Origin of the sequence: Sphingomonas sp. CFBP 8760, from assembly GCF_014841615.1 — a bacterium.
In the GTDB taxonomy this organism is placed as follows: Bacteria; Pseudomonadota; Alphaproteobacteria; order Sphingomonadales; family Sphingomonadaceae; genus Sphingomonas.
Window position 1 is genome coordinate 144,170 of the sequence record NZ_JACYUG010000007.1, and the last position, 18,516, is coordinate 162,685.

Below are 18,516 nucleotides of genomic sequence, written 5' to 3' on the forward strand. Positions count from 1 at the left end.
CCATGAACATTCACGAATATCAGGCCAAAGAACTGTTGGCGAAATTCGGCGTTCCCGTGCCGGCCGGCTTCGCGGCGCTGACCGTCGAGGAAGCGGTCGAGGCTTCGAAGAAGCTGCCCGGACCTCTTTATGTCGTAAAGGCGCAGATTCATGCCGGTGGTCGCGGCAAGGGCAAGTTCGTCGAACTCGGCCCCGATGCCAAGGGCGGCGTGCGGCTGGCCAAGACCGAGGACGAGGTTCGCGCGGCGGCCACCGATATGCTGGGCAACACGCTGGTCACGATCCAGACGGGTGATGCGGGCAAGCAGGTCAACCGCCTGTACGTGACCGACGGCGTCGACATCGCCAAGGAATTCTACCTCGCGCTGCTCGTCAACCGCGCGACCGGCCGCGTCTCGATGGTCGCCTCCACCGAGGGCGGCATGGATATCGAGACCGTGGCGCACGACACGCCCGAGAAAATCCATTCGATCGATATCGACGCCGCCACCGGATTCCAGCCGCATCACGGCCGCGCCGTCGCTGCCGCGCTGGAACTGACCGGCGACCTCGCCAAGCAGGCCGCCTCGACCGCGTCGAAGCTGTACGACGCGTTCCTGGGCACCGATGCCGAGCAGATCGAGATCAACCCGCTCGCGGTCACCGACGACGGCAAGCTGATGGTGCTCGACGCCAAGGTTGCCTTCGACGGCAACGCCATGTTCCGCCACAAGGACCTGATGGAACTGCGCGACACCACCGAAGAGGACGCGATGGAGCTGGAGGCGTCAAAGTACGACCTGGCGTACATCAAGCTGGACGGTGACATCGGCTGCATGGTCAACGGCGCCGGGCTGGCGATGGCGACGATGGACATCATCAAGCTGAACGGGATGTTCCCGGCCAACTTCCTCGACGTGGGCGGCGGCGCCAACAAGGAGAAGGTGACGGCGGCGTTCAAGATCATCCTCGCCGATCCGGCGGTGAAGGGCATCCTCGTCAACATCTTCGGCGGCATCATGAAGTGCGACATCATCGCCGAGGGCATCGTCGCCGCGGCGAAGGAAGTGAACCTGTCGGTGCCGCTGGTCGTCCGGCTGGAGGGCACTAACGTGCAGGCGGGCAAGGACATCCTTGCCAATAGCGGTCTCGCGATCGTGCCCGCCAACGATCTGGGCGATGCCGCCAAGAAGATCGTCGCGGAAGTTCAGAAGGCCGCCTGATCGATGGCCGTCCGGCATCCGCCGGGTGGCTGGCGACTGGCGCTGACCCTGACAAGGGGTGCGGCGGCGGGTGCGCTGCTGGCGATGGTGATCGTCCGGTTTTTCTGAACCGATGATCGACGCAAGGGGGTTCGGACGGAAACGTCCGGGCCCTTTTTCGTTGGGGGGACAGGGCGATTCGGGCTAGGGTCGTCGCCTGCTGTTACGGCGCTCTGCTTTTCCATACCGGACTTGCGAAAACTACGCGAAACCGCCACAGAAACCGCCGATGCTGCCGTGTAAAAGTTTTGAGAGGGAGTGCCCATGAAGGTGCTGGTGCCGGTCAAGCGCGTGCTTGATTACAACGTGAAGCCCCGGGTCAAGGCCGACGGAACGGGCGTCGATCTGGCCAACGTCAAGATGAGCATGAACCCGTTCGATGAAATCGCGGTCGAGGAAGCGATCCGCCTGAAGGAGAAGGGGACGGTCACCGAGATCGTCGTCGTGTCGATCGGCGAGCAGAAGTCGCAGGAGACGCTGCGCACCGCGCTGGCGATGGGCGCGGACCGCGCGATCCTGGTGACGAGCGAGACGAAGGTGGAGCCGCTGGGTGTCGCCAAGCTGCTCGCCAGGATCGTCGAGGAGGAGGCGCCGCAACTGGTGATCCTGGGCAAGCAGGCGATCGACGACGATAACAACCAGACCGGGCAGATGCTGGCCGGGCTGCTCGGCTGGGCGCAGGGCACCTTCGCCAGCAAGATCGAGATCGCGGACGGCAAGGCGACCGTGACGCGCGAGATCGATGGCGGGCTGGAAACGGACGCGCTGACGCTGCCCGCGATCGTGACCACCGACCTGCGCCTGAACGAGCCGCGCTATGCGTCGCTGCCCAACATCATGAAGGCGAAATCGAAGCCGATGGCGACGAAGACGACGGCCGATTACGGCGTCGACGTGGCCCCGCGGCTGACGACGCTGAAGGTGGTGGAGCCGGGCAAGCGCTCGGCCGGCGTCAAGGTGGCGGACGTCGACGAACTGGTCATGAAGCTGAAGGCGATGGGAGTGGCGAAGTGAAGACACTGGTCTGGGTCGATCACGACGGTGCGGCCGTCAAGGATGCCACGCTGTCGGCGGTGACCGCCGCGTCGCAACTGGGCGAGGTCCATCTACTGGTGGCGGGCCAAGGCGTCGGCGCGGTGGCGGAGGCCGCGGCGAAGATCGCCGGGGTCGGCAAGGTGCATGTCGCCGACGATGCCGCCTATGACCATGCACTGGCGGAGAATGTCGCGCCGCTGGTGGTCGACCTGATGGGGCATCATGATGCCTTCGTCACGGCGGCGACCACCACGGGCAAGAACATCGCGCCGCGCGTGGCGGCGATGCTCGACGTGATGCAGATCAGCGAAGTATTGTCAGTTGAGGGGCCGGACACCTTCACGCGGCCGATCTATGCCGGCAATGCGATCGCGACGGTGCAGACGTCGGACAAGAAGCTGGTGCTGACGATCCGCGGCACCGCGTTCGACAAGGCGACGGCCGAGGGCGGCAGCGGCACGATCGAGGCGGTGGCGGCCACCGGTGACAAGGGATTGTCCAGCTTCGCCGGCTCGGAGATCGCCGCCAATGCGCGGCCGGAACTGACCAGTGCGAAGATCATCGTGTCGGGTGGCCGGGCGCTGGGATCGGAGGAGAAGTTCCACGAACTGATCGATCCGCTCGCCGATGCGCTGGGCGCGGGCGTCGGCGCGTCACGCGCGGCAGTGGATGCGGGCTATGCCCCCAACGATTATCAGGTCGGGCAGACCGGCAAAATCGTCGCCCCGGAAATCTATGTCGCGGTCGGCATCTCGGGAGCGATCCAGCATCTGGCGGGAATGAAGGACAGCAAGACGATCATCGCGATCAACAAGGACGAGGATGCGCCGATCTTTCAGGTGGCGGACCTCGGGCTGGTCGGCGACCTGTTCAAAGTGGTGCCGGAACTGACCGGCAAGCTGTAGGCCGGTGATCAACCCGGTTCCCGCGTGCAGGTGCTGCGCGGCGGGGACCGGGACCGATCAGGGCAGGGCGGACAGATAGGCTTCCATCGCCTCGACGCCGTTCTGGCTCAACGATACCTCCAGCCGGCGGCGATCGACGCTGTCGACGACGCGGTTGACCAGCCGCAGCTTGTGAAGATGTTCGATCCACCGTTGCGAGGTGGTGACGGGGGCATCGGCGCAGGCGACGAGGCTCTTGACGTTCAGCACGCGACCCTCGTCATGCGCGATGTAGAGCGCCAGCATCATGTCCCAAGCCGGTTCGTGAAACAGTTCGGCGGGCAGCGAACGGCGTCGCAGCCGGCGCTGGTCTGACAGGGTGCGGGCCTTTTGCGCCAGCGATACTACCACATCGGGTCTCGCATCCGCCGGTGCATCGACCCGCTCGACGCGCCCGCTGAACTCTTCCGCCACGGCGGACAGCCGGGACGTCAGGTCCTTGATGAGCGACACGACAGCTTCTTCGTTCACGATCCCTCCGGTCACGACGTGACGGGGTGCGGCCCCCTTGCCGCTGTCCGCCGTCACATGATCCGCCCATGGCGAAGGAGATAAAAGACAAACATGCTTACCTTCCGCACCCTTCGCCTCGTGCCAGACATGCGGCGTTCAGGTTCCACACGCAAGCTTTAGTCACGTTGATCCAGATCAATATATCGCGGCAATTCCGGTCGCGTCCCTTTTTTTTGTCATACGGTGGCACATGATCCGGCCTCGAGAGGTCGACGGGACTGACGAAACAGCCCGATGATGCCGGGGATAGAGCAGCCTGACCGTTCTATTCAGCCGGGATATGCCACGATGGTCGCAAGGGCGATGGCACCACATGGCCCGGTCGACTGTTGATCGCCCATGACCGAAGGAGCCTCGTGACCGCCCATCTCCATGCCATCGGCGTCGCCACGCCGGACCACGACATCCACCCCGCCTTCATCGACTGGGCCGGGGCGCGCATCGCATCGGCGGAGCGTCGCCTGTTCGAGCGGATGACGCGGCGGGCGGGTATCGCACATCGCTGGTCGGTGCTGCCGCCCACCGTCACCGGCGGCGCCCCGACCACGACGGGCGGTTTCTACGGTGATGGCAGGATGCCCGGCACCGCCGCGCGGATGGCGATCTATGCGGAAGCCGCACCGACCCTGGCGATCGCCGCGGTGGAAGCACTGGCGGCGCAGGTGTCGCTGGCGGGGATCACACATCTGGTGGTGGCGAGCTGCACCGGCTTCGTCGCGCCGGGGCTGGACCAGATCGTGGCGAGGCGACTGGGGCTGGCCGGCTCAGTCGAGCGGCTGCTGGTGGGGTTCATGGGCTGTTACGCGGCGGTCGCGGCGCTGCGCAGCGCGCGGCACATCGTCCGGTCCGACCCGGCGGCGCGGGTGCTGGTGATCGCGTGCGAATTGTCGACGCTGCATCTGCAGGACGACGACCGGGCGGAGCCGCTGCTGGCGCAGCTCCAGTTCGGCGACGGCGCGGCGGCGGCGCTGGTGACGGCGGAGCTGGGCGGGTTCCGGCTCGACCGGCCGTTCGCCGCGACGCTGCCCGACAGCGAGGCGCTGATCCGCTGGGCGATCACCGATCGCGGTTTCGCGATGCACCTGTCGGGCGAGGTGCCGCGCCGGATCGCCGCCGGGCTGGCGGATGCCGATTTCCGGCAGGCGGTGACCGGCGGGCAAGACCCGGCGGCGATCGACGGCTGGGCGGTCCATGCCGGCGGGCGATCGATCCTGGATGCGGTGCAGACCAGCCTGGCGCTGGCGCCGGATGCGCTGAACGCGTCGCGCGCGGTGTTGGCGGCCAATGGCAACATGTCGTCGGCGACATTGATGTTCACGCTGGCGCGATTGCTGGAGGGGCCACCGGTGGAACGCGGCGTGGCGCTGGCGTTCGGGCCGGGACTGGCGGCGGAGGGCTTCGGCTTCGGGAGCGTGGCGTGACGCTTGCCAGCCGCGCCGCGGGGCCGGAGCTGATGGACGCGGACGATCTCGACCCGGCGGTCTATGCCGCGGTGGTGGCCGATCTGGCGCGGGTGAACCGGGTGACGCTGGCGGCGCGGCCGACACTAACATTCCTCGACCGGATCGCGCGGGAGGCAAAGTCGCTACGGATCATTGATATCGGGTTCGGTGACGGCGACATGCTGCGGCGGATCGAGCGCTGGGCGATGAAGCGGCGGTTGCCAGTCGAACTGGTCGGGGTCGACCTGAATCCCCGTAGCGAGCAGGCGGCGCGCGCACACACCCCGGCTGGCTCGACGATTCGCTGGGTCACCGGCGATTATGCCGATCAGGGCGATGGCTGGGATGCGGCGATCAGCAGTCTGGTCGCGCACCATATGACCGACGGCGAACTGGTTGCATTCCTGCGCTGGATGCAGGCGAACGCGCATGCGTGGTTCGTCAACGACCTGATGCGGCACGGTTTCGCCCATCGCGGCTATCCGGTGCTGGCGACGCTGGCGCGGTGGCATCCGATCGTGCGGCATGACGGCACGCTGTCGATCGCGCGGTCGTTGCGCCCTGCCGAATGGCTGCCCTTGCTGGCGGCGGCAGGGGTGACGGATGCGCGGGTGTTCCGGGCGTTTCCGTTCCGGCTGTGCGTGGAGCGGATATGCGCGACGTAGCGGCGCTGATCCTGGGAGGCGGCCCGGCGGGGACGGCGGCGGCGATCGTGCTGGCGGCCGGCGGCACGCGCGCGCTGGTGATCGAGCGCGAGCGGGAGACGCGCGACGCGCTGTGCGGCGGATTCCTGAGCTGGCGCAGTCTGCGGACGCTGGCGGCGCTGGGGGTGACGGCGGACGAGTTGAACCGCGAGCGGATCGTGCGCACTCGCCTGTTCGCCGGCGGGCGACAGGCGGAGGCGCGGTTGCCGGCACCGGCGGTGGCGGTGTCGCGGCACCGGCTCGACACGCTGCTGATGGCGCGGGCGGGACAGGTAGCGGGGATCGAGCGCGGCGTCGCGGTGCGCGCGGTGGAGGACGGGCAGGTACGGCTGGCGGACGGGGGGACGATCATGCCGGACGCGCTGTTCCTCGCCACCGGCAAGCATGACCTGCGCGGGCTGGCCCGGCCGGAGGCGGCGCGTGGGGCGGACCCGGCGCTGGGCCTGCGGGTGCGGCTGGCGGCGCATCCGGCGCTCGATCGGCTGGTCGGCGATGCGGTGGAACTGCACCTGTTCGCGCATGGCTATGCCGGGATAGCGCGGCAGGAGGATGGTAGCGTCAACCTGTGCCTGGCGGTGCGGCGATCGCGGCTGGCGGCGGCGGGGAGCCCGGCGGCGTTGCTCAACCGGCTGGGGCGCGAGCATCCGGCACTGGGGGAGCGTATCGCGTTCATGGCCGGCGATGCCGCGATCGATGCGGTCGCCAACGTGCCCTATGGCTGGCGCGCCCGTGACGGGCAGGCGGGGCTGTTCCGGCTGGGCGATCAGGCGGGGGTGATCCCGTCGCTGGCGGGCGAGGGGATGGGAATCGCGCTGGCAAGCGGGCTGGCGGCGGCGGCGGCGTATCGACGCGGCGGGGCCGGGGCGGCGGCGACGTGGCAACCCCGATTCGCGCGTGCGCTGGCACGGCCGCTGGGGGTGGCGGGCGCGGTGCGCGCGGTGGCGGAAGGGCCGGCGGCGGCGTGGCTGGTCGGCGCGGCGCACCCCGCGCTGATCCGGATCATCGCCCATGCCACGCGGATCGGCGCTCTTACCGGTAACGGGATGCTTGAAGGACCGGGGCCGGCGAACCAGATGGGATGACATGGAAAAGCTGACCCTGTCCGACGCCGAATGGCGCACCCGCCTGACCCCGGCGCAATATCATGTGCTGCGCGAAGCGGGCACCGAACGCGCCTTTGCCGGCGCGCTCAACGACAACAAGGCGGACGGGCTGTATGCCTGCGCGGCGTGCGGCAACACGCTGTTCGACAGCGCGGACAAATATGACAGCGGTTCGGGCTGGCCGAGCTTCACTCAGCCGATCGGCGAGGAAGCGGTCACCGATCATAGCGACCGCAGCCACGGCATGGTCCGCACCGAAACGCGGTGCGCGCGATGCGACAGCCATCTGGGCCATGTCTTCCCGGACGGGCCGCCGCCGACCCGGCAGCGATATTGCATGAATTCGATCTCGCTGGAGTTCAGGGCACGCGAGGACGGGTAGAAGAAGTTTTGTTCGCGCGGAGGCGCGGAGACGCGGAGAAGAAGGGGTGGAAGCGTTGCCCGTGCCGTAGCCGGTCGTGATCCGGTGGGCATTGAAAACCAAGGACGCTTGCGGCGTCGGGATCTGATCGCGCAGCGCCTTATCTTGTCCTTCTTCTCCGCGCCTCCGCGCGAACCAAACTTCTCCCGTTCAACGTCCACCGCCGCTATCGCTTGTAGCCGGCGCGGATAGCGCGTATTTCGCGGCGGCTCATGGCTGCCAAGCGTCCCGCTCCCCGCTCGCCCCGATCTTCCCGGTCAACCCCCGCGGCGCGTTCGCCGTGGCGGCGGCGGTTGATGACGACGATCAAGATCCTCGCCGCGCTGGCGGTGCTGGCCCTCGCGGCGCTGGCGGTGGCGGTCTATGTCGCGCGGGCGCAGTTGCCCAGCTTCGAGGAACTGAAATCCTCGCCCAACGGCCAGATGATCCGCGTCCATGCCGCCGACGGCAGCGTGATCGTGTCGCTGGGGCCGAGTTACGGCGAATGGCTGTCCTATTCCACCATCCCGCTGGTGATGCGCGACGCGACGATCGCGGTCGAGGATCGCCGGTTCCGCAGCCATCCCGGCATCGACCCGATCGGCATCGCCCGCTCCGCGATGATCCGGTACGAGCGCGGCCGGTGGATTCAGGGCGGATCGACGATCACGCAGCAGATCACGCGCACCATCTTCCTGAACAACCAGAAGAAATTCGGGCGCAAGTTCCGCGAATGGATATTGTCGCTGGCGATGGAGCGCAAATTCTCCAAGGACCAGATCCTCGAACTCTATCTGAACAAGGTCTATTATGGCGGCGGCGCGTATGGCATCGATGCCGCGTCACGCAAGTTCTTCGGCCATGGCGCCGAGGAACTGAGCCTGGCGGAGGCGGCGGTGATCGCCGGGCTGGTCAAGGCGCCGTCCAACTATTCGCCCACCGCCGATGCCGACGCCGCGGTCGGCCGCGCCGGGGTCGTCATCCAGCAGATGGTGCGCAACGGCTATGTCACGCCCGCGCAGGCCGCCGCCGCCGACCCGAAGGGATTGAAGCTGGCGCCGGCGGCGCGGCAGAACAGCGCGCGGTATTTCACCGACTGGGCGTTGCCGCTGCTCGACACGCTGATCGACGAGACGCAGGCGCCGCTGGAGGTGTGGACGACGATCGATCCGGCGATGCAGCGTCAGGCCGATGCCGCGATCCGTGCCAACGTGCCGGCGGGGGCACAGGGCGCGCTGGTGTCGCTGGACCGCGACGGCGCGGTGCGCGCGATGGTGGGGGGGACGGATTACGTCTCGTCGATCTACAACCGCGCGACGCAGGCGGTGCGCCAGCCTGGATCGTCGTTCAAGCTGTTCGTCTATCTCGCCGCGCTGGAGGCGGGGCACAAGCCCGAGGACAGCATCGTCGACGAACCGGTGACGATCGACGGGTGGAGCCCGCGCAACGATTCGCGGCGCAATTCCGGGCCGGTCAGCCTGCGCACCGCCTTCGCCTATTCGCTCAACACCGTGGCGGCGAAGCTGGGGCAGGAGGTGGGCTTCACCACCATCGCCGACATGGCCCGCCGGTTCGGCATCACCACGCCCGTCAACACGCATCCGGCGATGGTGCTGGGCACGTCGGACGTGCGGCTGATCGACATGACCCGCGCCTTCGCCAGCGTCGCGGCCAAGGGGGTCGACGTCGTCCCCTACGGCATCACCCGCGTGACCGCGCGCGGGCAGACGATCTACACGCACGAGGTGGATCGCAGCCGCGTGCTGGTCGCCCCCTATGTCGCCGCGGAGATGACCGACCTGCTCCAGACCGCGGTCAACACCGGCACCGGGCGGCAGGCGCAGATCGGTCGGCCGGTGGCGGGCAAGACCGGGACGACCACCTCGTTGCGCGACGGCTGGTTCCTGGGCTTTTCCAGCGGGCTGACGACGGGGGTGTGGATGGGGCGCGACGATGCCCGGCCGGTGCGGGGCCTGCACGGCGGCACCGCGCCCGCGCGCGCCTTCGCCGCGTTCATGAAGCCCGCCACCGCCACCCGCCCGGTCGAGCAGTTCGATACGCAGGTGACGCTGCCCGAATGGCAATTGGAGCCGGACGAGGCCAGCTATTTCGGCACCCCCGACGAGAATGTCGCGGTGGACGAGGACGGCAACCCGATCGTCACCGCGCCTGCCGCCACCGTCGAGCCGGAGACGGCGCCCACCGCCCCCGTCGAACCGGCCGCGCCGCCTGCGCGCACCCCGCAGCAGCAATTGGACGACCTGATCGACAGCGTGACCCGCGACACCCCCGCGCCGGCCCCGCTACCGACCCGTGCGCCGGTGCGCCCGCTGCCGCCCGGCACGGTGCCGCCGCGACAGCCGCCGGTTCAGTCCGGGGACCCGCGCCCGACCCAGTGAAGCGCCGCGCCGTGTTGGCGCAGCCAGGCGCGGGCCGGGGTCGGGTCCTCTCCCAGCAGCGAGGCGACCAATGCGTGGAAGGCGGGGCCGTGGTTCATGTGGACGCGGTGCGCGACCTCGTGCGCCACCGTCGCGCGGCGGACCCAGCCGGGGGCGAGCACCAGCCGCCAGCTATAGCGGATCGCGCCCGACCACGCGCAACTGCCCCAGCGCCGCCGGGGATCGCCTACCGCCACCGCGCTGACGGTGACCCCCGCCTTTGCGACGAATTCGGCGGTTTCGCGGGTGAGCAGGTCGAGTGCGACGCGGCGCAACCACGCGTCGAGCCGGCGGGGGATCGTCTCCTCGGGGCCGGCGAGCAGCAGCCGGTCGCCCGCCCGCACCACCGCGCGGCGGGGGCCGGCGTCGCGGACGATCGTCAGTACCTCGTCGGCGACGGTGATCGTGGTGCCGGGGGCGAAGGGGCGGGCGGCGGGCAGACGCGCGCGCTGTGCCGCCAGCCATGCCGCCTTGTCCGCCGCCCAGGCGAGCGCGGGTTTCAGCGCGGCGCGCTTCGGGATCACCAGCCGCGCGCGGCCGCTGGCGGGGTCGAACGACAGCGTGCAACGCCGCGCGGTCGGATGGCGCACGATGTCGAGATCGAGGGGGATCGCAGGTGGCTTAGGATCGATCACGATGCCCTCCCCCCATCAGCCTGTCCTCTCAACATATCGCCTCCCCGGCGGAGGCTGAAGTATGGAGGGCGATGATGTTCACCGGTCCTGCATGACGGGTCGTGCCCCGGTCACAGCACCCGGTCGACGAGGTGATCCTCCATGTCGCCGACATCGTCCTCGCTGACCGTCCAGCCGCGCACCGACTGGCCGGCGCGATGCACCGCCTCGCGGTCGCCGCTGACCAGATAGTGCCAGTCGGGCAGCTTCTCGCCGTTCGCGCGGAGGCGATAGGCGCAGGTGGAGGGCAGCCAGTCGATATCGCGGACGTTGCCGTTGGTCAGCCGCACGCATTCGGGCACATAGGCGCGGCGGTTACGATAGTCCGAACAGAAGCCGCTGCGCCGGTCGAGCAGGCGACAGGCGACGTTGGTGGGCAGCACCTCGCCCGTCTCCTCGTCCTCCAGCTTGTGGACGCAGCATTTGCCGCAGCCGTCGCACAGCGCCTCCCACTGGCCACGGTCGAGCCGGTGGAGGGGCGTGTCTTCCCAGAAGCGTGAGGGTGCGGGTGCGGTCATTTCGCCCATTTCTCGATGGTGTCGGCGACCGCTGCCGGCGTCTCGTCCTGCGGGACCAGCGCGAGCGGGCGGTTGTCGGGATCCATCAGATAGGTCTGTCGGCTGTGGTTGACGAGGTAGCCGCCGGGCGAGGCCAGCCCTTTCGACGCATAGACCGCATAGGCCTTCTCCGCCTGCGCCACCGCCTGCGGACTGCCGGTCAGCCCGACCAGCCGGGGCGAGAAGGCGGCGGTAAATTGTTTCAGCACGGCGGGCGTGTCGCGCGCGGGATCGACGGTGACGAAGATCGGCACCACCCGTGCCGCCAGTGCCGGATTGCGCTTTTCTAGTTCGGCCAGCCCCTGCGCGATCGTCTGCACGTCGACCGGGCAGACGTCGGGGCAATAGGTATAGCCGAAATACATCACCCGGTATTTGCCCGCGAAACTGCGGTCGGTGACGGCGCGGCCATTCTCGTCGACCAGCGCGAACGGGCCGCCGATCTTCGCGCCCGCCAGCGGCGGCCGGGCATCGGTGGCGGTGCCGGACTGGCACCCGCCCAGACCGGTGGCCAGCCAGAATGCGAGGCAGACCGTGGGGAGGAACGACGGGGTTCGGCGCATGGTCATGATCCCGGCACCCTTGACCCCTTCGCAGGCTCCGCGCAAGCAGGAGCGGACCAGCCGAGGATCGTTCCCGAGGACCCGCGCCATGACGAAATACCTGTTTCCGGCCGCCGTGGCGGCGGCCGTCGCCCTTGCCGCCTCGACCCCCGCGTCCGCGCAGCAGCAGTCGGAAAGCTACAAGTTCCTGCAGGCCATCAAGGAGGCCAAGGGCAACGACGTGATCGCGATGCTCGACCGGCCGGGCAGCACCATCGTCAACGCGCGCGACGTGACGTCGGGCGAGGGGGCGCTGCACATCGTCATCAAGCGCGGCGACCAGACCTATCTGCGCTACCTGTTGCAGAAGGGGGCCGACGCCAACATGCGCGACCGGGCGGGCAACACGCCGCTGATCCTGGCGGTGCAGCTGGGCCAGCGCGACATGATCCCGATCCTGACCGCCGCGAAGGCGAACATCAACCTGTTCAACCAGTCGGGCGTGACGCCGCTGATCCTGGCGGTGCAGGGCCGCGATATCGATATGGTCCGCCAGTTGCTGGCGGCCGGCGCGAACCCCGATCAGGCCGACCGGATGGCGGGGCAGTCGGCGCGCGACTATGCCACCAACGACCCCCGCAACACGGCGATCGCCAAGCTGTTCGCGGATACGCCGCGCCGCCAGCAGGCGGCCGTGGCGGGGCCGAAATTCTAGGGCAGGGTGCTACCGGCCTGAACCCGGCCCGTCATTGCGAGTATAGCGAAGCAATGACGGAAGAGGGGAACGTGAACGCCCGTAGAGATCACACCGCCGGATAGCGCAGCCGGCCGATGAAGCGGGACAGGCTGGGGCGGTGTTCGGTGCGTTTCAGAAAGCCGGCCTTGGCCTTCTCGAAGCGCATGATGCCGTCGATCCGGCGCGACAGGAAGGCGCGGGTCTCGGCATGATCCTCGCTGTCGTCGTCGAGGAAGACGGTGACGGTGGCGCCGTACACGCCGAGCAGGATCGTGCGCTTGGTATAGTGGTTGTAATCGACTGCGGTATCGCCCGCCGCCCGCCAGATCACGTCGACCGACCGCCAGCCGAGCCGCGCGCCCCGCGCCACGTTCTGCGGCAGCGCGAGGATGGCGAGCGCGCGGCGCAGCGCCTCCCGCTCCGGCGCCATCGCGTCCAGCCGCGCCTCGACCAGTGCGGCGATGCGCTGGCGTATCTTAATCGCGGCGCGTGTCTCCGGCGGGATCGCGGCGTGCATCGCGGCATCGATGTGCGCGAACCAGGCGTCGATCATCGCGACGGGGCCATCGGCGAAGGCGAGGCGGGCGATATCGGGATCGATCCCGGCCGCCGCCGCCGCCATGTCGCGCGCCTCGTCGCCCCAGCCGTCGAACGCGGCGTTGGCGGCGATGCCGGGGGCGAGCGCGGCACGGACCTCCGCCAGCGTGAGATCGGCGGTCGCATCCGGCATGGGGTCGGCCAGAACCGGATAGGCGGGGATCGTGTCGGCCATCATGAAGGACTCCTCAATCGTCCAGATGCGATGCCGTCCCGCCCGGCGCAAGGCGTGGCGTACGGCGGACGAGGACGAGCGCCACCGCGACCATCGCGACGCCGACCAGATCGACCGCGCCCAGCCGCTCGTCATAGACGATCCAGCCGACCGTGCCGGCCACCACCGGCTGGATCAGCAGCGCGATGCCGACCACCAGCGGCGACAGCCGGCCGAGCGCGTGGATCATGCAACCCTGCCCCAGTACCTGGCTGACCAGCGCGAGGCCGATCAGTGGCGCCCAGCTGTGCGGCCATATGTTCTCGCCGAGCAGGATCGCGAAGACCAGCAGCGGCACCACGCTGGCGATGCTGGACAAGGCGAGGGCGGGCAGCGGCGCCATCCGGTCGCGCACCCGCGCCATGACGATGAAATAACCGGTATAGAGCAGCCCGGCAGTCAGGCAGAGCAGGTCGCCCATCAGGTGGCCGGGATCGAGCTGGTACGACCGCCCCATCAGCAGCACGCCGCCGACGCCGGCCAGCAGCAGCGCCGCCCCTTGCGTCCGCGTCGGCCAGCTGCGCGCGACGAGGAAGCCGTAGACGGGGAAGATCAGCGTCGCGCAATTGCCGAACAGCGTCGCATTGGCGAGCGTGGTGCGCAGGATGCCGAGATGCCAGGTGCCCAGATCGGCGGCGAACAGCACCCCCGCCACCGCCAGCATCGCCCACAGCGGCAGGGGCAGCCGCTGCGGCCGGGCACCGCCCGCGCCCGCCAGTACCGCCAGCATCGGCGCGGCGAGCGCGATCCGCCAGAAGGCGGCGGCGACCGGGCCGGTATCGGCGGCGCGCACGAACCATGGCCCGAAGGCCAGCGCGACATTGGCGACGATCAGCGTGGCGAACGCGATCGCCCCACCGGACCCGACCGGCACGCCGGACCCGTTTGGGTAGCCGGACCCGCTTGGGCCGTCAGGAGTTTTTCTTGGGGAGGCGTCGCCGTGCATGGCGCGCTGTAGCGTCCTATCTTCCCATCCGACAGCCGCCGGTCCGATCCGGCGATCATTATCAGGCATTATCAGGAGCCTTCATGCCCAATCTGTTCGATCCCGTGACCATCGGCGCCACCCAGGCCCCCAACCGCATCCTGATGGCGCCGCTGACGCGCGGCCGCGCCGACCGGGATGCGGTGCCGACGCCGATCATGGCGGAATATTACGCGCAGCGGGCGAGCGCCGGCCTCATCATCTCCGAGGCGACGGGCATCAGCCGCGAGGGGCTGGGCTGGCCGTTCGCGCCGGGCCTGTGGTCCGACGCGCAGGTCGCGGCGTGGCAGCCGGTGACCAAGGCGGTTCACGAGGCGGGCGGCCGGATCGTCGCGCAATTGTGGCACATGGGCCGGCAGGTCCATTCGTCGGTAACGGGCGGTCAGCCGGTATCCTCCTCCGCCACCGCGACCGCAGGGCAGGCGCACACCTATGAGGGCAAGAAGGATTTCGAGACGGCGCGGCCACTGGAACTGAGCGAAATCCCGCGCCTGCTCGACGATTACGAACGCGCGACGCGCAACGCGCTGGCCGCCGGGTTCGACGGGGTGCAGATTCACGCCGCCAACGGCTATCTGATCGACGAATTCCTGCGTGACGGCGCCAACCACCGCGAGGACGAATATGGCGGCAGCCCGGAGAACCGCATCCGTCTGCTCCGCGAAGTGACCGAGAGGGTCATTTCGGTGGCGGGTGCGGACCGGGTATCGGTGCGGCTGTCGCCCAACGGCGATTCGCAGGGCGTCGACGACAGCGATCCCGCCTCGGTCTTCGTACCGGCGGCAAAGGCGCTGTCCGATCTGGGCATCGCCTTCCTCGAACTGCGCGAGCCGGGGCCGGACGGTACGTTCGGCAAGACCGACGTACCCAAGCTTAGCCCGGACATCCGCAAGGTGTTCACCGGCGTGCTGGTGCTGAATTCCGACTATACCACCGCCGCGGACGCGCAGGCGAAGCTGGACGAGGGCGTGGCGGATGCGATCAGCTTCGGCCGCACCTTCCTCGCCAACCCCGACCTGCCGGAACGGCTGCGCACCGGCGCACCGCTCAACAAGGACGATATGAAGACGTGGTACAGTCAGGGGCCGGAAGGATATATCGATTATCCGGCGCTGGAGACGGTGGCGGCGTAATATCCAAGTGAGTCTATGCCGCGGGTCGCCAAAAATGTATGTATAACCGCGGCATAGACGTTGCCGGCAATGTATCGATCAATGCCGGCGATGGGCGTGAAGTATCGAAAATTTGAATGGTACCGGCGCGCAACCTCTTAAGTCGTGCCATTTTGAGGCGGTAGCGCCGGATTGCTCCGTCAAAATTCGTTTACCAAGATATATACGGGGGATACAGGTCGCTGCGAGGCGGGGCATTGCCAATGCCTTTCATTCTTGTGGGGGGAATAGATGCGTATCGTGAGAAACATGGCGATCGGCCTTGGCATGGTGATTGCCGCTTCGGCTGCCACGGCGGATGCCGCGATCGTCAACCTTCGGGTGAAGATTACGGCGTCCGATTTTTCAGGGGCGGCGCCGGTCAATCCGGTGTTGGGTGATTTCACCTTCAGTTTCGACAATGCAGCCTCATTCGATCCCACGGACATCGGCCTGACGATCAACAGCTTCAACCTGCCTCATGGGGTAAAATTTAGTTATATAGCGGGAGCCCCGGATCTTATCTTCTTGTCTGATGGCGAGTATCTTGAAGGTTGCGGGGCCACGAGCGGCTTAAACAAGTTCTGCACCTCCATTTCCAAGGTATCGACGGCGCCGAAAATCGGTTCTTTCTATTATTCTACCGCCGCGACTCCCGGTATTTGGGAGGCCAGCACGATCGAGTTGGAGGCAGCGTTTGGCGGCGCAGCCGTTCCCGAACCGACTACATGGGCCATGATGATCGGCGGCTTCGCCATGATCGGTGCCGCAATACGTCGTCGCCGTATCAGCACGAAGATCTCCTTCGCCTGATCTCCTCTTCGTTTCCGATCGGGTTTCAGGAAGCCGTCGACCGCATGGATGATCGGTCGGCGGCTTCCTTGCGTCAGGTTGCCGGCAATCGCGTCCGTTTGCGGTCGACACGACTGACCGGGCCCCGTTTCGTCGGGCGGATTGGGGCGGTCGATGAACACCAGCGCGTGATGTTCGGGGGGCGGACCGGTGTCGAACCGGGACACCGCCGCCGACGGGCAGGTGGGATGACGCGGTCAGCGATGGATGATTGCTGGGCTGACCGCGTCAGCCGAAGCGGGTGCGCAGCGCCAGCATCGCCAGCGCGGCCTTCGCCGCCTCGCCGCCCTTGTCCTTTTCGTCCGGGCGGGCGCGGGTGAGCGCCTGTGCCTCGTTCTCGGTGGTCAGGATGCCGTTGCCGATCGCGAGGCCGTCCATCGTCAGCGCCATGATACCGCGCGCGCTTTCGCCCGCGACGATCTCGAAATGATAGGTCTCGCCGCGGATCACGACGCCGAGCGCGACGAACGCATCGTAGGATTCCGCCGCCAGCGCGATTGCGCCGGGTACTTCCAGCGCGCCGGGGACGGTGATCGTCTCGTGCGTGTGGCCCGCCGCCTCGATCGCGGCACGCGCGCCGGCCAGCAGCAGGTCGTTCAGATGGTCGTAGAAGCGCGCCTCGACGATCAGGATATTCGCCACGATTGTTATTCCTCGATGCGCCGCTCGCCGACGATCGACAGGCCGTAGCCGTCGAGCCCGACAAGCGTGTGGTGGGTGTTGGTGAGCAGGATCATGTCGTGGACCCCCAGTTCGGCAAGGATCATCGCGCCGACGCCGTAATCGCGCAGTTCCTCCATCGGCACCTCCACCTGCTCGCCCGCCTGGCGGCGGACGGCGGTGGTGAAGGCGTCGGCGCGCTGGCGGTTGATGAGGACGATGACGCCCGACCCCGCCTTCGCGATCGCCTTCATCGAGCGCGCCAGCATCCCGCCGCGATCGTCGTCCTGGCCGAACAGGTCGCCGAACGGGGACAGCGCGTGCATCCGTACCAGCACCGGCTGCGACGGATCGATCCGGCCCTTGACCAGCGCGACCTGTTCGGTGCCCGTCGCGGTGTTGCGATAGGCCAGCGTCCGCCATTCGCCACCCCAGCGGCTGGTGAAGCTGGCCTCCGACGTCTTCTCGACCAGATGGTCGTAGCGGCGGCGATAGGCGATCAGGTCGCGGATCGTGCCGATCTTCAGGTTGTGAAACTGCGCGAAGGTGACGAGGTCGTCCATCCGCGCCATCGTGCCGTCCTCGTTCATGATCTCGCAGATCACGCCCGAGGGGTTGAGGCCGGCGAGGCGCGACACGTCCACCGCCGCCTCGGTATGGCCCGCGCGCACCAGCACGCCGCCGTCGCGCGCGACGAGGGGGAAGACGTGGCCGGGGGTGACGATCTCAGCCGCGCCCTTGGTACCGTCGATCGCGGTGGCGATGGTGCAGGCCCGGTCGGCGGCGGAGATGCCGGTCGTCACCCCCTCGCGCGCCTCGATCGAGACGGTGAAGGCGGTTTCATGGCGGGTGCCGTTGTGGCGGCTCATCAGGTCTAGCCCCAGTTCCTGCGTCCGCGCCTTCGTCATCGCCAGACAGATCAGGCCACGACCGTGGCGGGCCATGAAGTTGATTTTCTCCGGCGTCGCCATCTGCGCGGGGATGACGAGATCGCCCTCGTTCTCGCGGTCCTCGTCGTCGACGAGGATGAACATGCGGCCGTTGCGTGCCTCGTCGATGATCTCCTCCGGCGAGGAGAGGAAGGCGTGGCGCAGTGAGGCCAGGGCGGGGTTAGCGGCCACGATAATGCTCCATGCGTTGCAGGTAACGGGCCAGCACGTCGATCTCGATGTTCACCGCCTGTCCGGGCGCCAGCGCGCCCAGCGTGGTGACGGACCAGGTATGCGGGATCAGATTGACCCAGAAATGCGTCGAGGCGTCCTGATCGGCGACCTCGTTGACGGTCAGCGACACGCCGTCGATGGTGATCGATCCCTTCACCGCGAGGAACGGCGCGAGCGCGGCATCGACGCGCAGGCCGATGCGATGCGAATCGCCGGTCCGCTCCACCGTCAGCACGGTGGCGACGCCATCGACATGGCCGGTGACGATATGGCCGCCGAGTTCGTCGCCCAGCTTCATCGCGCGTTCCAGGTTGAGCGCGCGGCCTTCGTGCCACTGGCCGGGGGCGGTGCGCGCGACGGTTTCGCCCGAAACGTCGACCGCGAACCAATCGCCCGCCTCGTCCCTGCCTTTGTCGACCACGGTCAGGCAGACGCCCGAACAGGCGATCGACGCGCCGAGATCGACGGTGGCGGTGTCATAGGCGGTGGCGATCCGCACGCGGGTGTCGCCGCGCGGTTCGATGCGGACGATCCGCCCGATGTCGGAGACGATGCCGGTGAACAT

19 protein-coding genes and 1 pseudogene are annotated in these 18,516 nt (G+C 68.1%); 11 read left to right on the forward strand and 9 right to left on the reverse strand.

Going from position 1 to position 18,516, the window contains the following annotated elements:
* Nucleotides 1–2 precede the first annotated feature (2 nt).
* From sucC to IFT82_RS11155, 3 genes are all read left to right on the forward strand, one after another.
* A complete protein-coding gene (gene sucC / locus IFT82_RS11145) occupies nt 3–1,202 on the forward strand; it encodes an ADP-forming succinate--CoA ligase subunit beta (protein ID WP_192126667.1) in 1,200 nt (399 codons plus the stop codon).
* Nucleotides 1,203–1,505: 303 nt separating this feature from the next.
* Nucleotides 1,506–2,255: an electron transfer flavoprotein subunit beta/FixA family protein gene (locus IFT82_RS11150; RefSeq protein WP_192126669.1), complete on the forward strand. Its 750-nt coding sequence runs from the start codon at nt 1,506–1,508 to the stop codon at nt 2,253–2,255.
* Nucleotides 2,252–3,181: an FAD-binding protein gene (locus IFT82_RS11155; protein WP_192126671.1), complete on the forward strand. Its 930-nt coding sequence runs from the start codon at nt 2,252–2,254 to the stop codon at nt 3,179–3,181. Before IFT82_RS11150 ends, IFT82_RS11155 begins: the two co-directional genes overlap by 4 nt.
* 57 nt (nt 3,182–3,238) lie before the next feature.
* Here the strand turns inward: IFT82_RS11155 and IFT82_RS11160 are convergent, their stop codons facing one another.
* Nucleotides 3,239–3,691, reverse strand: coding sequence for a hypothetical protein (locus IFT82_RS11160; protein ID WP_192126673.1), 453 nt, complete (start codon nt 3,689–3,691; stop codon nt 3,239–3,241).
* Nucleotides 3,692–4,089: 398 nt separating this feature from the next.
* Between IFT82_RS11160 and IFT82_RS11165 the strand changes: the two genes are divergently transcribed.
* The 5 genes from IFT82_RS11165 (at nt 4,090) to IFT82_RS11185 (ending at nt 9,781) form a co-directional block, all read left to right on the forward strand.
* Nucleotides 4,090–5,154: a type III polyketide synthase gene (locus tag IFT82_RS11165; protein ID WP_192126675.1), complete on the forward strand. Its 1,065-nt coding sequence runs from the start codon at nt 4,090–4,092 to the stop codon at nt 5,152–5,154.
* Nucleotides 5,151–5,840, forward strand: coding sequence for a methyltransferase domain-containing protein (locus tag IFT82_RS11170; protein WP_192126677.1), 690 nt, complete (start codon nt 5,151–5,153; stop codon nt 5,838–5,840). Before IFT82_RS11165 ends, IFT82_RS11170 begins: the two co-directional genes overlap by 4 nt.
* Nucleotides 5,828–6,961, forward strand: a complete 1,134-nt coding sequence (locus IFT82_RS11175) for an NAD(P)/FAD-dependent oxidoreductase (protein ID WP_192126679.1) — start codon at nt 5,828–5,830, stop codon at nt 6,959–6,961. Before IFT82_RS11170 ends, IFT82_RS11175 begins: the two co-directional genes overlap by 13 nt.
* Nucleotide 6,962: 1 nt before the next feature.
* Nucleotides 6,963–7,364 (forward strand): peptide-methionine (R)-S-oxide reductase MsrB, encoded by a 402-nt coding sequence (msrB, locus tag IFT82_RS11180; RefSeq protein WP_192126681.1) that lies wholly within the window; start codon nt 6,963–6,965, stop codon nt 7,362–7,364.
* A 335-nt stretch (nt 7,365–7,699) separates the two neighbouring features.
* The gene (locus tag IFT82_RS11185; protein ID WP_244646681.1) at nt 7,700–9,781 is read left to right on the forward strand and encodes a transglycosylase domain-containing protein; all 2,082 of its coding nucleotides are present in this window, start codon (nt 7,700–7,702) and stop codon (nt 9,779–9,781) included.
* On the opposite strand, the gene IFT82_RS11190 is transcribed toward IFT82_RS11185, so the two are convergent.
* The 3 genes from IFT82_RS11190 to IFT82_RS11200 form a co-directional block, all read right to left on the reverse strand.
* The gene (locus IFT82_RS11190) at nt 9,751–10,455 is read right to left on the reverse strand and encodes a M48 family metallopeptidase (protein WP_342355099.1); all 705 of its coding nucleotides are present in this window, start codon (nt 10,453–10,455) and stop codon (nt 9,751–9,753) included. The genes IFT82_RS11185 and IFT82_RS11190 overlap by 31 nt on opposite strands.
* A gap of 110 nt (nt 10,456–10,565) precedes the next feature.
* Nucleotides 10,566–11,021, reverse strand: a complete 456-nt coding sequence (locus tag IFT82_RS11195; protein WP_192126685.1) for a YcgN family cysteine cluster protein — start codon at nt 11,019–11,021, stop codon at nt 10,566–10,568.
* Nucleotides 11,009–11,614: an SCO family protein gene (locus IFT82_RS11200; protein ID WP_192126759.1), complete on the reverse strand. Its 606-nt coding sequence runs from the start codon at nt 11,612–11,614 to the stop codon at nt 11,009–11,011. Before IFT82_RS11200 ends, IFT82_RS11195 begins: the two co-directional genes overlap by 13 nt.
* A gap of 88 nt (nt 11,615–11,702) precedes the next feature.
* Between IFT82_RS11200 and IFT82_RS11205 the strand changes: the two genes are divergently transcribed.
* Nucleotides 11,703–12,308: an ankyrin repeat domain-containing protein gene (locus IFT82_RS11205; RefSeq protein ID WP_192126687.1), complete on the forward strand. Its 606-nt coding sequence runs from the start codon at nt 11,703–11,705 to the stop codon at nt 12,306–12,308.
* Between the two features lie 88 nt (nt 12,309–12,396).
* Here the strand turns inward: IFT82_RS11205 and IFT82_RS11210 are convergent, their stop codons facing one another.
* Both IFT82_RS11210 and IFT82_RS11215 read right to left on the reverse strand, forming a co-directional pair.
* Nucleotides 12,397–13,104, reverse strand: coding sequence for a COQ9 family protein (locus IFT82_RS11210; RefSeq protein WP_446740965.1), 708 nt, complete (start codon nt 13,102–13,104; stop codon nt 12,397–12,399).
* 10 nt (nt 13,105–13,114) lie between these two features.
* Complete coding sequence (locus tag IFT82_RS11215; protein WP_342355100.1) at nt 13,115–14,014, reverse strand: DMT family transporter; 900 nt, start codon at nt 14,012–14,014, stop codon at nt 13,115–13,117.
* A 155-nt stretch (nt 14,015–14,169) separates the two neighbouring features.
* Between IFT82_RS11215 and IFT82_RS11220 the strand changes: the two genes are divergently transcribed.
* Together IFT82_RS11220 and IFT82_RS21480 are read left to right on the forward strand one after the other, a co-directional pair.
* A complete protein-coding gene (locus IFT82_RS11220; RefSeq protein WP_192126689.1) occupies nt 14,170–15,258 on the forward strand; it encodes an alkene reductase in 1,089 nt (362 codons plus the stop codon).
* Between the two features lie 723 nt (nt 15,259–15,981).
* Nucleotides 15,982–16,089, forward strand: a pseudogene (locus tag IFT82_RS21480) (PEPxxWA-CTERM sorting domain-containing protein); the annotation flags it as partial.
* Between the two features lie 267 nt (nt 16,090–16,356).
* Here the strand turns inward: IFT82_RS21480 and ribH are convergent.
* From ribH to IFT82_RS11240, 3 genes are read right to left on the reverse strand one after another with little or no spacing between them, the layout of a single operon-like run.
* Nucleotides 16,357–16,770, reverse strand: a complete 414-nt coding sequence (gene ribH / locus IFT82_RS11230) for a 6,7-dimethyl-8-ribityllumazine synthase (protein ID WP_192126692.1) — start codon at nt 16,768–16,770, stop codon at nt 16,357–16,359.
* A 5-nt stretch (nt 16,771–16,775) separates the two neighbouring features.
* Nucleotides 16,776–17,909: a 3,4-dihydroxy-2-butanone-4-phosphate synthase gene (ribB, locus tag IFT82_RS11235; protein WP_192126694.1), complete on the reverse strand. Its 1,134-nt coding sequence runs from the start codon at nt 17,907–17,909 to the stop codon at nt 16,776–16,778.
* On the reverse strand, nt 17,899–18,516 hold the full coding sequence (locus IFT82_RS11240) for a riboflavin synthase (RefSeq protein WP_192126695.1): 618 nt from the start codon (nt 18,514–18,516) through the stop codon (nt 17,899–17,901). Before IFT82_RS11240 ends, ribB begins: the two co-directional genes overlap by 11 nt.

Coding starts and splice junctions, on each gene's coding strand:
- IFT82_RS11205 (WP_192126687.1), top strand. CDS start 11,703: ATGACGAAATACCTGTTTCCGGCCGCCGTGGCGGCGGCCGTCGCCCTT.
- sucC (WP_192126667.1), top strand. CDS start 3: ATGAACATTCACGAATATCAGGCCAAAGAACTGTTGGCGAAATTCGGC.
- IFT82_RS11220 (WP_192126689.1), top strand. CDS start 14,170: ATGCCCAATCTGTTCGATCCCGTGACCATCGGCGCCACCCAGGCCCCC.
- IFT82_RS11175 (WP_192126679.1), top strand. CDS start 5,828: ATGCGCGACGTAGCGGCGCTGATCCTGGGAGGCGGCCCGGCGGGGACG.
- IFT82_RS11210 (WP_446740965.1), bottom strand. CDS start 13,104: ATGATGGCCGACACGATCCCCGCCTATCCGGTTCTGGCCGACCCCATG.
- IFT82_RS11150 (WP_192126669.1), top strand. CDS start 1,506: ATGAAGGTGCTGGTGCCGGTCAAGCGCGTGCTTGATTACAACGTGAAG.
- IFT82_RS11185 (WP_244646681.1), top strand. CDS start 7,700: ATGACGACGATCAAGATCCTCGCCGCGCTGGCGGTGCTGGCCCTCGCG.
- msrB (WP_192126681.1), top strand. CDS start 6,963: ATGGAAAAGCTGACCCTGTCCGACGCCGAATGGCGCACCCGCCTGACC.
- IFT82_RS11195 (WP_192126685.1), bottom strand. CDS start 11,021: ATGGGCGAAATGACCGCACCCGCACCCTCACGCTTCTGGGAAGACACG.
- IFT82_RS11240 (WP_192126695.1), bottom strand. CDS start 18,516: ATGTTCACCGGCATCGTCTCCGACATCGGGCGGATCGTCCGCATCGAA.
- IFT82_RS11200 (WP_192126759.1), bottom strand. CDS start 11,614: ATGCGCCGAACCCCGTCGTTCCTCCCCACGGTCTGCCTCGCATTCTGG.